Source organism: Burkholderia sp. PvR073 (genome assembly GCF_054055695.1).
This window is the reverse complement of sequence record NZ_JBSRXO010000003.1, coordinates 200,657-215,471: the sequence shown is the minus strand read 5'-3', so window position 1 is coordinate 215,471 and position 14,815 is coordinate 200,657. Positions and strand designations below refer to the sequence as shown.

Genomic DNA, 14,815 nt, shown 5'->3' with positions numbered 1-14,815 from the left:
TCAGGGCCGCATGCCGCGGGAATCGGAGGAATCGGTGCGCGCTTGCCGGCGTGGCGCGGGAAAGAACGAGGAACTACGAAGAGCGAGGAACAGCGAAGAGCGGGGGGACTGCGAAGAACGACGGAACGGCTTGCTGACTGGCTGACTTGCAGGGGGCAGGCGCGGGCCGCACGAGGCGGCCCGCGCCCGGACCGGTCGGTCAGGGGGCGTCAGGCCTGGGGCGCTGCGAGCTTCTGCTCGAGTTCCGCGACGCGCTTTTCGAGTTCCTCGAGACGCACGCGGGTGCGGGCGAGCACCTGTGCCTGCGTGTCGAACTCCTCGCGCGTGACGAGATCGAGTTTCGAGAAGCCTTGCGACAGCATGGCCTTCACGTTGCGCTCGACATCCTTGGCCGGCGAGTTTTTCAGCAGGTCGCTGACGCGCGACTGCAGGTCGTTGAAAACATCGCTGGGTTGCTTCATGAGATTTCCCTTCCTTGCACAAAAAATGTGCATCTTCAGTTGCGTACGTGCCCATGATGCACGCATGACCGGAAATGGTGCGCCCGTGGCGCGAATTCCGGGCATGGCGCCCGCATGGGTGAATGGCCCGGTGAACCGGGACGTGCGTGCACTCTAGCAACGATCCTTTCGGCGCGCCAGCAAACCGGGCCCACGTTGACCGTTCGGCCGGGCTTCCGCACCTTTCAGCGGGTGATGCGCCCCCCTTTCGGAGCCGTTCGAGACGGTCCTCGCGCAAACATGGCATGCGAGTTGCTGGGAAGAGACCGTCACACCATTCCAACCAATTCGACGGGACCACCCAGCGAGAGGACTTCATGAAACTGATTACCGCAATCATCAAGCCGTTCAAGCTCGATGAGACGCGCGAAGCGCTCTCCGCGCTCGGCGTCTCGGGCATCACGGTGACGGAGGTGAAGGGGTTCGGGCGCCAGAAGGGGCACACCGAGCTGTACCGCGGCGCCGAATACGTGGTCGATTTCCTGCCGAAGATGAAGATCGAGGCGGCCGTGTCCGACGATCTCGTCGACCAGGCGGTGGAAGCGATCGAGCGGGCCGCGCGCACCGGCAAGATCGGCGACGGGAAGATTTTCGTCACGCCGATCGAGCAAGTGATCCGGATCCGGACCGGGGAGACCGGCGCAGACGCGCTGTAACAGACAAAGACAAGCAACAAGAGGAAACCCGAGATGCGCAAACTTCTGATGTCCCTGCTGATGGCCGGCTCGCTGATCGCGGCCGGTGTCGGCCCCGCGCTCGCCGACGACGCGGCCTCGGCCGCGGCTGCGTCCGCGCCCGCCGCAATGGCGTCCGATGCAACGGCAGCCGCTTCGGCCGCTTCGGCCCCGGCCGCCACCGAGGCATCGGCGCCTGCCGCTGCCGCCGCCCCCGCGTCGGCCGCCGACGCATCGGCTGCCGCGGCTGCGTCCGCGCCGGCCGCACCCGCCGCGCCGACCGCGCCGTTCTCCGTCGATTCGTCGAAGATCAGCGCCGGCGACACCGCGTGGATGCTGACGTCCACCGCGCTCGTGCTGTTCATGACGATCCCCGGCCTCGCGCTGTTCTACGCGGGCATGGTCCGCAAGAAGAACGTGCTCGCGACCGTGATGCAGAGCTTCGCGATCACCGCGGTGATCACGGTGCTGTGGACGGTGGTCGGCTACAGCCTCGCGTTCACGCCGGGCAACGGCTTCATCGGCGGCCTGTCGCGCGTGTTCCTGCACGGGATGACCTACGTGAAGGGCGACAAGGCGACCACGCTGACCGTCAGCCACCTGGCGACGACGATTCCGGAATCGGTCTACTTCGTCTACCAGATGACGTTCGCGATCATCACGCCGGCGCTGATCTGCGGCGCGTTCGCCGACCGGATGAAGTTCTCGGCGATGCTCGTGTTCATGACGCTCTGGTCGCTGATCGTCTACGTGCCGATCGCGCACATGGTGTGGGAGCCGACCGGCTGGCTGTCGGCGGACGGCGTGCTCGACTTCGCGGGCGGCACGGTGGTGCACATCAACGCCGGTATCGCGGGCCTCGTGTCGTGCCTGATGCTCGGCAAGCGCGTCGGCTTCGGCCGTGAATCGATGGCGCCGCACAACCTCGTGCTGACGATGATCGGCGGCTCGATGCTGTGGGTCGGCTGGTTCGGCTTCAACGCGGGTTCCGCGGTCGCGGCCGATGGCCGTGCCGGCTTCGCGATGCTGACGACGCAAATCGCGACGGCCTGCGCGGCGCTCGGCTGGATGTTTGCCGAGTGGCTCACGCACGGCAAGCCGTCGGTGCTCGGCATCGTGTCGGGTGCGGTCGCGGGTCTCGTCGCGATCACGCCGGCGGCCGGCTTCGTCGGTGTGCCGGGTGCGCTCGTGATCGGCATCGCGGCAGGCGTCGTGTGCTACTGGTCGGCGACGTGGCTCAAGTCGAAGCTCGGCTACGACGATTCGCTCGACGCGTTCGGCGTGCACGGCGTGGGCGGGGTGCTCGGCGCACTGCTGACCGGCGTGTTCGCGGTCAAGGACATCGGCGGTTTCGACGGCAGCCTGCTGCTGCAGGCGAAGGGCGTGCTGATCACGCTGGTGTACAGCGGCGTGCTGAGCTTCGTGCTGCTGAAGCTGATCGACCTGACGATCGGCCTGCGCGTGAGCGAAGAGGAAGAGCGCGAAGGCCTCGACGTGGTGCTGCACGGCGAGCACGTCGAATAAGTCGTACGGATGACGGCGGGCCGCCGCGCAGACGGCGCCCGCCCCGAATGAGCGCAGCGATTTCGGCCCGCCACCCGGCGGGCGTTTTTTTCTCCTGCCTCCTGCCGCCGCAGCGCATAACCCTTCGACCTATCGGGTCAATAGCCGAAAACTTCCTCCAAATCCTTGTGAAGCCGGGAACAATCCCCAAATGGGCAAAGCAATTGCTCTACAATCTTCATTCTCCCGCTCGCGAGTGATTCATGGTTCCCCACCTCGTTACCGCGTTGAACGGTCCGCTGCTCGAACTCGAGCAGAAGATCCTCGACGCGACGCCTGCGATCGAACGCTGGTTCAGGCTCGAATGGCAGGAACACACCCCGCCGTTCTATTGTTCGGTGGACCTGCGCAACGCCGGCTTCAAGCTGGCGCCCGTCGACGCGAACCTGTTCCCCGGCGCATTCAATAATCTGCCGTCCGAAGTGCTGCCGCTCGCCGTCCAGGCCGCGATGGCCGCGATCGAGAAGATCTGCCCGGACGCGAAGAACCTGCTCGTGATTCCCGAGCTGCCGACCCGCAACGCGTTCTACCTGGAAAACGTCGCGCGGCTCGCGACGATCATGCGCCAGGCCGGCCTGAACGTGCGCTTCGGCTCGCTCGATCCGAGCATCACCGACATGACGCCGATCACGCTGGCCGACGGCCAGAAGATCGTGCTCGAACCGCTCGAGCGTTCGCAGCGCCGCCTCGGGCTGAAGAATTTCGATCCGTGCTCGATCCTGCTGAACAACGACCTGTCGGCCGGGATTCCCGCCGTGCTGGAAAACCTGCACGAGCAGTACCTGCTGCCGCCGCTGCACGCGGGCTGGGCCGTGCGCCGCAAGTCGACGCACTTCTCGTGCTACGACGACGTCGCGAAGAAGTTCGCGAAGATGGTCGGCGTCGATCCGTGGATGGTGAATCCGTATTTCGCGCACGTCGAAGGCGTCGACTGGCAGGCGCATGAAGGCGAGCAGGCGCTCGCCGACGCGATCGACGGCGTGCTGAAGAAGATCGCGCGCAAGTACCGCGAATACGGGATCAGCGAAAAGCCGTACGTCGTCGTGAAGGCCGACGCGGGCACTGCCGGGCGCGGCGTGATGACCGTGCACGACGCGGCCGAGATCGGCCGCATGTCGAAGGCCGAGCGCGCGCAGATGGCCGAGTCGAAGGCCGGCCTCGCGGTGCGCGACGTGATCGTGCAGGAAGGCGTCTATACGTTCGAGCGCGTCGGCGACGAAGTCGCGGAGCCGGTCGTGTACATGATCGACCGCTACGTGGTCGGCGGCTTCTACCGCACGCACGGCGGCCGCGAGCGCGACCAGAACCTGAACGCGCCGGGCATGCACTACGTGCCGCTCGGCTTCGAGCACACCGCGCTGCCGGATGCCGGCGCCAAGCCGGGCGCCGCGCCGCCGAACCGCTTCTACATGTACGGCGTCGTCGCGCGCCTGTCGCTGATCGCGTCGTCGATCGAACTGGAAAAGACCGATCCCGAAGCCATCCAGGTGTAACGGCTTCGCTACGTACAGGACCCGCATGGACATTCTCTTTATCGCCGACCCGCTCGAGCGCTTCAAGATCTACAAGGATTCGACCTACGCGATGATGGCGGAGGCCGCGCGGCGCGGGCATGCGATCTACACATGCCAGCCGCACCAGCTCGCGTGGACGGGCTCGGGCGTCGAGGCGGACGTGCAGCGCGTGACGATCGTCGGCGACACGACCGACCTGCATCGCCATCCGTGGTACGAGGCAGGCGCCCATGAATCGCGTCAGATGACGTCGTTCGGCGCGGTACTGATGCGCAAGGATCCGCCGTTCGACATGGAGTACGTGACGGCGACCTGGATGCTCGAGCTGGCCGAGCGTGCAGGCGCACGCGTGTTCAACAAGCCTCAGTCGATCCGCGATCATTCGGAGAAGCTCGCGATCGGCGAGTTTCCGCAGTTCGTCGCGCCGACGCTCGTCACGCGCGACACCGCGCGCTTGCGTGCGTTCCACGCCGCGCACGGCGACGTGATCGTGAAGCCGCTCGACGGGATGGGCGGGATGGGTGTGTTCCGCGTGAAGGCCGACGGGATGAATCTCGGCGCAATCATCGAGATGCTCGGCCATGACGGCACGCGCTCGCTGATGATTCAGAAGTTCATCCCCGAGATCACGGCCGGCGACAAGCGCATCCTGCTGATCGCGGGCGAGCCGGTGCCATATTCGCTCGCGCGGATCCCGCAGGGCAGCGAGGTGCGCGGCAATCTCGCCGCGGGCGGGCTGGGCGTCGCGCAGCCGCTGACGCCGCACGACCGCGAGATCGCCGCGACGCTCGGGCCGGTGCTCGCCGCGCGCGGGCTGCTGCTGGTCGGGCTCGACGCGATCGGCGACTGGCTGACCGAGGTGAACGTGACGAGCCCGACGTGCTTCCGCGAAATCATGGAGCAGACGGGTTTCGACGTCGCCGCGATGTTCATCGACGCGCTGGAGCGGGCGGCCGCGTAGCCCGCTTCGCGCGCAATTCCGGCGGCGGCCGCGCAGGCCCCCCGTCGCCGGAGCGGTTCGACCGGCCTGCTACAATGCCCGCTTGCCCGGTGCCGCGACCAGCGCGCCGAAGGCCCGGCGGTCGGGCCGAAACCGTTGCAAGGCTGAACATGAAACGATTCCCACACTCGCTATGCTCGTGGCCCCGCCGCGAGGCGTCGGCCCGCCAGGGGCGGCCGGAGGCGGTCTGACATGGCCGGGATTCTGATCATCGCGCACGCGCCGCTCGCCACCGCGTTGCGGGACTGCATCGCGCACATCTACGGCGGCGTGCCCGCGCGCATCGGCTGTATCGACGTGCTGGCGGACAGCGACCCCACCCAGGTGATGGCGTTCGCGCATGCGGAGCTCGCGCGGCTCAGGGAAGAGAACGGCGTCGTCGTGCTGACCGACATGTACGGCGCGACGCCCGCGAACATCGCGGGCCAGCTCGCGAAGCTCGACAACGTGCGCGTGTTGGCGGGCGTAAACCTGCCGATGCTGGTGCGAGCCGTCTGCTACCGTACCGTGCCGCTCGACAAGCTCGTCGACAAGGCGCTGTCCGGCGGCGCGAAGGGCGTCCATGAAGTGGCGGCCGGCACGCCGCCGCCGCCGACCGAAGCCGGCTGCGGCCAGTGCGCGCCGATTCCGCCCGAGCCGCAACCTCGCACCGAATCGCACTGACCGACCCGTTTTCCGTTTTAGACCGATCCGCCGACGCACGTCACCGGCGGCCTCGACCGACCCGACCGAGAATCATGCTTCAACAAGAAACCACCATCGTCAACAAATTGGGGCTCCATGCACGCGCATCGGCCAAGCTTACGCAACTGGCCGGCAACTTCCAGTCGGAAGTCTGGATGACGCGCAACGGGCGCAAGATCAACGCGAAAAGCATCATGGGCGTGATGATGCTCGCGGCGGGCATCGGCAGCTCGGTGACGATCGAGACCGAAGGTCCCGACGAGCGCGAAGCGATGGATGCGCTGCTCAAGCTGATCGCGGACAAATTCGGCGAAGGTCAGTGATCCCCGCGCGGGATCGTTGCCGTTTCGGAGCAGAATGCCGCGTTTTCCGCGGCATTTTTTTCGTCCCGAGAATTGGTGCGGAAAGAACAATGCTGCGGTGCATGCAGTCAGCACGGAGGTACGGAATTTATAATCGCTAACCGGGGTCATAAGCGCATCGCAGCGGTGTGCCGCGGCTTTACTTGTACAGAGGAGGTGCGCGTGTCCTTCACGCTGCATGGCATTCCCGTCTCACGTGGTATCGCGATCGGGCGAGCGTATCTGATCGCGCCGGCGGCGCTCGACGTCGTCCATTACCTGATCGAGGCGAACCAGATCGACGCCGAGGTCGAGCGTTTTCGCACGGCGCGCGAAGTCGTGCATCGCGAACTCGAGGCGCTGCGCGCCGACCTGACCGACGACACCCCGAGCGAAGTGGGCGCGTTCATCGACGTGCACGCGATGATCCTGAGCGACGCGATGCTCGTGCAGGAAACCATCGACCTGGTGCGCACGCGCCGCTACAACGTCGAATGGGCGCTGACCGAGCAGCTCGAGCTGCTCACGCGCCACTTCGACGACATCGAGGATGAATACCTGCGCGAGCGCAAGGCCGACATCGAACAGGTGGTCGAGCGTGTGCTGAAGGCGCTCGCCGGCGCGCCGTCCGCGTCGCAGGCGCTCGGTCGCGCAGCCGCGCGCGGCCAGAACGAGATGATCGTCGTCGCGCACGACATCGCGCCGGCCGACATGATGCAGTTCAAGTCGCAGTCGTTCCAGGCGTTCGTCACCGATCTCGGCGGGCGCACGTCGCACACGGCGATCGTCGCGCGCAGCCTCGGCATTCCGGCCGCGGTCGGCGTCCAGCATGCGAGTGCGCTGATCCGCCAGGACGACCTGATCATCGTCGACGGCGACCAGGGGATCGTGATCGTCGATCCGGCGCCGATCGTCCTCGAGGAATATTCGTACCGCCAGTCCGAGAAGCTGCTCGAGCAGCGCAAGCTGCAGCGCCTGAAGTTCTCGCCGACGCAAACCATGTGCGGCACCAAGATCGAGCTGTACGCGAACATCGAGCTGCCCGACGACGCGAAGGCCGCGGTCGAGGCCGGCGCGGTCGGCGTCGGGCTGTTCCGCTCCGAGTTCCTGTTCATGCATCAGAAGGAGATGCCGGAAGAGGAGGAGCAGTTCGCCGCGTACAAGCGTGCGGTCGAGTGGATGAAGGGCATGCCGGTGACGATCCGCACGATCGACGTCGGCGCGGACAAGCCGCTGGAGGCGCTCGACGAAGGCTACGAGACGGCGCCGAACCCCGCGCTCGGCCTGCGTGCGATCCGCTGGAGCCTGTCCGAGCCGCAGATGTTCCTCACGCAGCTGCGCGCGATCCTGCGCGCGTCCGCGTTCGGGCAGGTGAAGATCCTGATCCCGATGCTCGCGCACGCGCAGGAGATCGACCAGACGCTCGACCTGATCCGCGAGGCGAAGCGCCAGCTCGACGACGCGGGGCTCGCATACGATCCGAACGTGCGCCTCGGCGCGATGATCGAGATCCCGGCTGCGGCGATCGCGCTGCCGCTGTTCCTGAAGCGCTTCGACTTCCTGTCGATCGGCACCAACGACCTGATCCAGTACACGCTCGCGATCGACCGTGCGGACAACGCGGTCGCGCACCTGTACGACCCGCTGCATCCGGCGGTGCTGCATCTGATCGCCTATACGCTGCGCGAAGCGAAGCGCGCCGGCGTGTCGGTGTCGGTGTGCGGGGAGATGGCGGGCGATCCGGCGCTCACGCGCCTGTTGCTCGGGATGGGGCTCACCGAGTTCTCGATGCACCCGAGCCAGTTGCTGGTCGTGAAGCAGGAGATCCTGCGCGCGCACCTGAAGGCGCTCGAGAAGCCGACGGCCGACGTGCTGGCCGCGTTCGAGCCCGAGGAAGTGCAGGCGGCGCTCAAGCGCCTGGCGGTCGCGGAACCGCGCGCGGACGACGCGGCCGCCTAGGCGACGCGGGCCGCGCCGTGAAACCGCCGCGAAAGTCGTGAAACCTCACGCATGCGCCGTTCGGCGCATGCTCGCGCGCGTCAGTGCCGGCCCTGGCACACGGGGCAGTCGGCCTGGCGCGCGATCTTCATCGTGGTCCATTCCATCCGCAGCGAATCGAGCATCATCAGCCGGCCGTTGAGCGTCGTGCCGATCGCGCCGATCACGCGCAGCGCTTCGGCGGCCTGCATCGCGCCGATGATCCCGACCGTCGGCGCGAACACGCCCATCGTCGCGCACGCGACTTCCTCGAACGGCTGGTCTTCCGGAAACACGCACGCGTAGCAGGGCGCGGCCGGGTCGCGGAAGTCGAACGTGCTGATCTGGCCGTCGAAGCGCAGCGCGGCGCCCGACACGAGCGGCACGCCGTGCGCGACGCACGCGCGGTTGATCGCATGGCGCGTCGCGAAGTTGTCGGTGCAGTCGAGCACGACGCTCGCCCGCGGCACGTGTTCGTCGAGCCACGCATCGTCGACGCGCGCCGCGACCGCATGCACGGTCACTTCCGGGTTCAGCCGCGCGAGCGTTTCGCGTCCCGATTCGACCTTGCTGCGGCCGACCGAGGCCGTCACGTGCAGGATCTGGCGCTGCAGGTTCGTGAGGTCGACCGTGTCGGCGTCGACCAGCGTGATCGTGCCGACGCCGGAGGCCGCCAGATACATCGCGGCCGGCGAGCCGAGACCGCCCGCGCCGACGACGAGCGCATGCGCGTCGAGGAAGCGCTGCTGCGCCTCGATGCCGATTTCGTCGACGAGGATGTGGCGGGAGTAGCGAAGGAGTTGATCGTCGTTCATGGGAGGTCGTGAGCGAGGCGGCGGACGTAGCGTTATTTTAGGCGCGCATGAAAAACGGGCCATCGCGGTCTTCCCGCGATGGCCCGTCGGATGCCGGCCGGCGCTTACTGCGGTGCCGACGCGGGCTTCGGTGCGGCGGCCTTCGCGCCCGACGCCTTCGTGGGCGTCGCGGCCTTGGTGGCCGGGCTCTTCGTCGTGCTCTCGGCGAGGCGCGACTTCGATTCCTGCACCGGCTTGCCTTCGAGCTTGTTGAGCGCCTGCTGCATCATGAAGTCGTCGGCGCTGCCGAACTCGATCGGCTTGCGATCGCGGTCCTTCTGGCGTTGCTCCGGCGTCTTCTTGTCGTTCTGCTCTTCGAGGACGCGCAGTTGGTCCATCCGGCGCTGCTCGCGCTCTTCCTGTTCCTTCTTCTCGTTCGGGTCCTGCGTGTTCGCGAGGTGGTTCGTGTAGTCGACCTCGCGCGTCACGAGCACGTCGTCCGGATCGCCGTCCGCGTACTGATCGACCGGCACGTCGGGCGTGATGCCCTTGTTCTGGATCGAACGGCCGCTCGGCGTGTAGTAGTAGGCGGTCGTCAGGCGCAGCGCGGTGTCGGCCGTCATCGGACGAACCGTCTGCACCGAGCCCTTGCCGAACGTCGTCTTGCCCATGATCTGCGCGCGCTTCGAATCCTGCAGCGCGCCGGCGACGATTTCCGACGCAGACGCCGAGTACGCGTTCGTCAGCACGATCATCGGCACGGTCTTGAAGACCGGCGGCAGGTTCTTCAGCGGATCGCCGTCGAAGGACGGCAGGCGGTAGTTGTCATAGGTGTCGCGGTAGACCTGCTTCGAATCCGGGATCTGGCCGTTGGTCGACACGACGACGGAGTCGGGCGGCAGGAACGCGCCGGCGACGCCGACCGCGCTCTGCAGCAGGCCGCCGCCGTTGTTGCGCAGGTCGACGATCAGGCCCTTCAGGTTCGGCTGCTGGCGTGCGATGTCCTGCAGCTTCGCGGCGAGATCGGGCGTCGTGCGCTCCTGGAAGCTCGTGATCCGGATGTACGCGTAGCCCGGGTCGAGCAGTTTCATCTTCACGCTCTGCACGCGGATGACCGCGCGCGTGACCGTGACCGGGAACGTGCGGTCGTCGCTCTTGCGGAAGATCGTCAGCGTGACCTTGGTGCCCGGCTCGCCGCGCATCTGCTTGACGGCCTTGTCGAGCGTCATGCCGCGCACCGGCTTGTCGTTGATGCGCGTGATCAGGTCGCCCGGACGGATGCCGGCGCGGAACGCGGGGGTATCCTCGATCGGCGAGATCACCTTGACGAGGCCGTCTTCCTGCGAGATCTCGATGCCGAGACCCGCGAAGCGACCCTTGGTCTGCTCCTGCAGCTCGTCATAGTCGGTCTTGTCGAGGAACGACGAATGCGGGTCGAGGCTCGACACCATGCCCTTGATCGCCGCCGTCAGCAGCTTCTTGTCGTCGACCGGCTCGACGTACTCGCGTTTGATCTGGCCGAACACTTCCGCGAACAGGCGGAGCTGGTCGAGGGGAAGCGGCGCCGTGGCGGTTTGCTCGGCCGACGCCGAAACCTGCAGCGTGGCGAACACGCCCGTGGCGAGGCCCGCGGCAATCAGGCCGATGTTCTTCAATTTCATTCGCATAGAGAGTCTGGTGCGGTCGGGAAGCGCGTGGCGGTAGCGGGGATGTAGCGGACAAGTATAACTGTTCGTCCGAATACTCAGTGGAACGCTGCGGAAATGGTCCAGGCCCAGCGGTCCCGAGGCCCAGGGCCCCCGGGCCCTGGCCGGGCGCCGCCGGACGCGCAGCGGATTCGAAAGCGGATTCGACAGCATCGGGGCTGCGAAGGTTCGCGCCGCGCGCCGGGGCGGGCCGGACCGGTCGCGCGCGACGCGGCCGGCCCGGCGTGACGGGCGTCAGCCCGCCTTGCCCTGCTTCGCGACGGCGGCCTGCGCCTTGGCGATCGCGTCCTGGTCGCCCAGGTAGTAGTGCTGGATCGGCTTCAGGTCTTCGTCGAGTTCATACACGAGCGGCACGCCGTTCGGGATGTTCAGGCCGACGATGTCGCTGTCCGAGATGCCGTCGAGGTACTTGATCAGCGCGCGCAGCGAGTTGCCGTGCGCGGCGATCAGCACCTGCTTGCCGGCGCGGACGGCCGGCGCGATCGATTCGTTCCACAGCGGCAGCACGCGCGCGACCGTGTCCTTCAGGCACTCGGTGAGCGGCAGCTGCTCGCGCGGCACCTTCGCGTAGCGCGGGTCGTTGAACGGCGCGCGTTCGTCGGTCGGCTCGAGCGCGGGCGGCGGCGTGTCGTAGCTGCGGCGCCACACGAGCACCTGGTCGTCGCCGAACTTGGCGGCCGTTTCCGCCTTGTTCAGGCCCGACAGCGCGCCGTAGTGGCGCTCGTTCAGGCGCCACGAGTGGACGACCGGCAGGTACATCAGGTCCATCCGGTCCTGCACGTGCCACAGCGTGCGGATCGCGCGCTTGAGCACCGACGTATACGCGATGTCGAACGTGTAGCCGGCCTCCTTGAGCAATTCGCCGGCCTGGTAGGCTTCGTTGCGACCCTGTTCGGTCAGGTCGACGTCGACCCAGCCGGTGAAGCGGTTTTCCTTGTTCCACGTCGATTCGCCGTGGCGGATGAGAACGAGTTTGTACATGGATCTTGCGGTCGGTAGTGATAGGGAAGCGGGGCGCGTCGCGCGGTACCCAGTCCCGGGTCCGCCATCGCGCAAGACGGTTATTTTATAATGGCGGGATTGTCCTTTTCCGATTTCTCTTTTTCCGGCGGAATTCCGTGACGTTCTTCACCAATTACACGAACCTGGCCCTTATCGCCATCCTGCTGGTTTCCGGCGGCCTGCTTGCGTGGCCCGCGCTGCGTCGCGGCCGCGGCGGCCTGTCGGCCGCGGAGGCGACGCAGCTCATCAATCGCCGCAACGCGGTCGTGATCGACCTGCGGGCGGCGACCGACTTCGCTGCCGGCCACCTGCCGTCGGCGCGTCAGGTCGCCGCCGGCGAGATCGGCGCGAAAATTGCGCAGGTCGCTAAAAACAAGAGCACCCCCGTGTTGCTCGTCTGCCAGAACGGCCAGCAGTCGCAGAAGGCGGCGCGCGAGGTCCAGGCGGCAGGCTATGCCGAGGTGCACGTGCTCGAGGGCGGCGTGGCCGCGTGGCAGCAGGCCGGGATGCCGGTCGTCAAACAAGGAGTGGCGAAGTGAGCAAGGTTTTGATGTACAGCACCCAGGTGTGTCCGTATTGCATTCAGGCCGAGCGCCTGCTGAAGCTGCGCGGCGTCGAGCAGATCGAGAAGGTGCTGATCGACCGCGATCCGACCCGCCGCGAGGAAATGATGTCGCGCACGGGCCGCCGCACGGTGCCGCAGATCTATATCGGCGACACGCACGTCGGCGGTTACGACGATCTGTCGAAGCTCGACCGCGAGGGCGGCCTGTTGCCGCTTCTGCAAGCAGCCTGATTAGGGCAGAATGGCCGCCGGCCGCGCCGCGGCTTGGGCGCACAGGATTCAACCGAGGCGGCCGGCGTGAAGCCGGGCCGCCCCGTCACCACTTTTAGGGAAACACCATGTCCGACGTCGAAAATCAACCGTTCTTCAACATCCAGCGCGTCTACCTGAAGGATATGTCGCTCGAGCAGCCGAATTCGCCGGCGATCTTCCTCGAGCAGGACATGCCGTCGGTTGAAGTCGAAGTCGACGTGAAGGCCGAGCGCCTGGCGGAAAGCGTGTTCGAAGTCGTCGTGTCGGGCACCGTCACCGCGAAGGTGAAGGACAAGGTCGCGTTCCTGATCGAAGCGAAGCAGGCCGGCATTTTCGACATTCGCAACATTCCCGACGAACAGCTCGACCCGCTCGTCGGCATCGCTTGCCCGACGATCCTGTTCCCGTACCTGCGCTCGAACATCGCCGACGCGATCACGCGTGCGGGCTTCCCGCCGATCCACCTGGCGGAAATCAACTTCCAGGCGCTGTACGAGCAGCGTCTCGCGCAGCTTCAGCAGCAGCAGGCCGGCGCAGCAGGCGCGCCGAACGGCACGACGCTGAACTGACGTTTCACTCCGGACCGGTGCTGGGTATGAAAGTAGCCGTTCTCGGCGCCGGTGCCTGGGGCACCGCGCTCGCGGGCCATCTGGCCGCGCGGCACGACACGCTTCTCTGGGCGCGCGACGCCGCGCTGATCGCCGGGCTGCAGGCCCGGCACGAAAATTCCCGCTATCTGGACGGCATCGCGCTGCCCGATGCGCTGCGCTACGACGCCGATCTCGGCGCCGCGCTCGCGCACGGCGCCGCTGACGACGCGCTGTGCGTGATCGCCGCGCCGGTGGCCGGCCTGCGCACGCTGTTCGGTGCGATGCGCGACGCGGGCTGCGTGCCCGCGCATGTCGTGTGGGTCTGCAAGGGTTTCGAGGCCGATACGCATCTGCTGCCGCATCAGGTGATCGCGGCCGAATTGCCGGGGCAGCACAGCAATGGCGTGCTGTCGGGGCCGAGTTTCGCCCGCGAGGTCGGGCTTGCGCTGCCCGTCGCGCTGACGGTCGCGAGCGCGTCCGCCGAATGCCGTGAGCGTACGCTCGCCGCGTTCCATCACGGCGCGATGCGGATCTATACGGGTGACGACGTGGTCGGCGTCGAGGTTGGCGGCGCGGTGAAGAACGTGCTGGCGATCGCGACCGGCATCGCCGACGGGCTCGGGCTCGGGCTGAACGCGCGCGCCGCGCTGGTCACGCGCGGCCTCGCGGAAATGTCGCGCCTCGGCGTCGCGCTCGGCGGCCGCGCGGAAACCTTCACGGGCCTCACGGGCCTCGGCGACCTGATCCTCACCGCGACGGGCGACCTGTCGCGCAATCGCACGGTCGGCCTGCAACTGGCGGCCGGCCGCTCGCTGAACGACATCCTCGGTGCGCTCGGCCACGTGGCCGAAGGCGTGCGCTGCGCGCAGGCCGTGCTCGCGCTCGCGCGCGCGCAATCGATCGAAATGCCGATCACCGAAGCCGTGTGCGGCGTGCTGTTCGACGGCGTCGCGCCGCGCGATGCGGTCAGCGGCCTGCTGCGGCGCGACGCGCGCGCCGAATAACACCGACGAAGCGCGCCGATTTCTTGCGGCCGGGCGCGCTCGCGCAAAGCGGGCGGCGCCAAAGCGCACTACGCTTGAACAGTCTCCGGCATTTCGGGAGGGTGTCATGCTGCGGATCGGTTCCACCACGCTCGACGCGCAACGCGTCGACATCACGACGCTCGACGTCGACGCGATCGTCAACGCCGCGAACGGTTCGCTGCTCGGCGGCGGCGGTGTCGACGGCGCGATCCATCGCGCGGCCGGCCCGGGCCTGCTGGCCGAGTGCCGCACGCTTGGCGGCTGCGCGACCGGCGACGCGAAGCTCACGCGCGGCCACGGGCTGCCGGCGCGGTACGTGATTCATGCGGTCGGCCCGGTGTGGCACGGCGGCGGGCGCGGCGAGCCCGACCTGCTCGCCGCGTGTTACCGGCGCGCGATCGAGCTGGCCGAAGAGGTTGCGGCGACATCGATCGCATTCCCGGCGATCAGCTGCGGCATATACCGCTATCCGGCCGACGAGGCCGTCGACATCGCGGTCGGCACGGTCGCCGACATGCTGCCGCAGGCGCCGAACCTCACACGCGTGGTGTTCGCGTGTTTTTCCTCCGACATATACGACCTGTATCGCGCGCGGCTCGCGCGCATCTAGCGCGGGCGGCCGGGCGGG

At 67.3% G+C, this 14,815-nt stretch carries 16 protein-coding genes; 12 read left to right on the top strand and 4 right to left on the bottom strand.

Annotated elements, in window-relative coordinates; translation table 11 throughout:
* Positions 1–209: 209 nt before the first annotated feature.
* Complete coding sequence (locus tag ACVK00_RS12725; protein WP_006489451.1) at positions 210–461, bottom strand: accessory factor UbiK family protein; 252 nt, start codon at positions 459–461, stop codon at positions 210–212.
* 356 nt (positions 462–817) lie between these two features.
* On the opposite strand from ACVK00_RS12725, the gene ACVK00_RS12720 reads away from it, so the two are divergent.
* The 7 genes from ACVK00_RS12720 (at position 818) to ptsP (ending at position 8,235) form a co-directional block, all read left to right on the top strand.
* Positions 818–1,156, top strand: coding sequence for a P-II family nitrogen regulator (locus ACVK00_RS12720; protein WP_006398175.1), 339 nt, complete (start codon positions 818–820; stop codon positions 1,154–1,156).
* A gap of 33 nt (positions 1,157–1,189) precedes the next feature.
* Entirely contained in the window at positions 1,190–2,698 is a 1,509-nt protein-coding gene (locus ACVK00_RS12715; RefSeq protein ID WP_284894612.1) for an ammonium transporter, read from the top strand.
* Positions 2,699–2,940: 242 nt separating this feature from the next.
* Entirely contained in the window at positions 2,941–4,230 is a 1,290-nt protein-coding gene (gene gshA, locus ACVK00_RS12710) for a glutamate--cysteine ligase (RefSeq protein WP_044848231.1), read from the top strand.
* 25 nt (positions 4,231–4,255) lie between these two features.
* Positions 4,256–5,212: a glutathione synthase gene (gene gshB, locus ACVK00_RS12705; RefSeq protein ID WP_354122868.1), complete on the top strand. Its 957-nt coding sequence runs from the start codon at positions 4,256–4,258 to the stop codon at positions 5,210–5,212.
* A 231-nt stretch (positions 5,213–5,443) separates the two neighbouring features.
* Positions 5,444–5,914 carry a PTS sugar transporter subunit IIA gene (locus tag ACVK00_RS12700; RefSeq protein ID WP_006752076.1) on the top strand — a complete coding sequence of 157 codons (471 nt, stop codon included), beginning with the start codon at positions 5,444–5,446 and terminating at the stop codon, positions 5,912–5,914.
* A 74-nt stretch (positions 5,915–5,988) separates the two neighbouring features.
* A complete protein-coding gene (locus tag ACVK00_RS12695; protein WP_006752075.1) occupies positions 5,989–6,258 on the top strand; it encodes an HPr family phosphocarrier protein in 270 nt (89 codons plus the stop codon).
* Positions 6,259–6,459: 201 nt separating this feature from the next.
* On the top strand, positions 6,460–8,235 hold the full coding sequence (gene ptsP / locus ACVK00_RS12690) for a phosphoenolpyruvate--protein phosphotransferase (protein WP_228905814.1): 1,776 nt from the start codon (positions 6,460–6,462) through the stop codon (positions 8,233–8,235).
* An 80-nt stretch (positions 8,236–8,315) separates the two neighbouring features.
* Here the strand turns inward: ptsP and ACVK00_RS12685 are convergent, their stop codons facing one another.
* From ACVK00_RS12685 to gpmA, 3 genes are all read right to left on the bottom strand, one after another.
* Positions 8,316–9,068 (bottom strand): HesA/MoeB/ThiF family protein, encoded by a 753-nt coding sequence (locus ACVK00_RS12685; RefSeq protein ID WP_228905811.1) that lies wholly within the window; start codon positions 9,066–9,068, stop codon positions 8,316–8,318.
* Positions 9,069–9,172: 104 nt separating this feature from the next.
* Positions 9,173–10,714, bottom strand: coding sequence for a S41 family peptidase (locus ACVK00_RS12680; protein WP_228905809.1), 1,542 nt, complete (start codon positions 10,712–10,714; stop codon positions 9,173–9,175).
* A 273-nt stretch (positions 10,715–10,987) separates the two neighbouring features.
* Positions 10,988–11,734 carry a 2,3-diphosphoglycerate-dependent phosphoglycerate mutase gene (gene gpmA / locus ACVK00_RS12675; protein WP_166725796.1) on the bottom strand — a complete coding sequence of 249 codons (747 nt, stop codon included), beginning with the start codon at positions 11,732–11,734 and terminating at the stop codon, positions 10,988–10,990.
* Between the two features lie 137 nt (positions 11,735–11,871).
* Here gpmA and ACVK00_RS12670 point away from each other — a divergent pair, with 137 nt between their 5' ends.
* The 5 genes from ACVK00_RS12670 (at position 11,872) to ACVK00_RS12650 (ending at position 14,797) form a co-directional block, all read left to right on the top strand.
* Entirely contained in the window at positions 11,872–12,294 is a 423-nt protein-coding gene (locus ACVK00_RS12670) for a rhodanese-like domain-containing protein (protein ID WP_012364774.1), read from the top strand.
* Positions 12,291–12,551, top strand: a complete 261-nt coding sequence (grxC, locus tag ACVK00_RS12665) for a glutaredoxin 3 (RefSeq protein WP_057926482.1) — start codon at positions 12,291–12,293, stop codon at positions 12,549–12,551. Before ACVK00_RS12670 ends, grxC begins: the two co-directional genes overlap by 4 nt.
* Positions 12,552–12,658: 107 nt before the next feature.
* Positions 12,659–13,141 (top strand): protein-export chaperone SecB, encoded by a 483-nt coding sequence (secB, locus tag ACVK00_RS12660; RefSeq protein ID WP_014895954.1) that lies wholly within the window; start codon positions 12,659–12,661, stop codon positions 13,139–13,141.
* Positions 13,142–13,167: 26 nt separating this feature from the next.
* Entirely contained in the window at positions 13,168–14,166 is a 999-nt protein-coding gene (locus ACVK00_RS12655) for an NAD(P)H-dependent glycerol-3-phosphate dehydrogenase (RefSeq protein ID WP_228905807.1), read from the top strand.
* Between the two features lie 106 nt (positions 14,167–14,272).
* On the top strand, positions 14,273–14,797 hold the full coding sequence (locus ACVK00_RS12650; protein WP_228905806.1) for an O-acetyl-ADP-ribose deacetylase: 525 nt from the start codon (positions 14,273–14,275) through the stop codon (positions 14,795–14,797).
* Positions 14,798–14,815 lie beyond the last annotated feature (18 nt).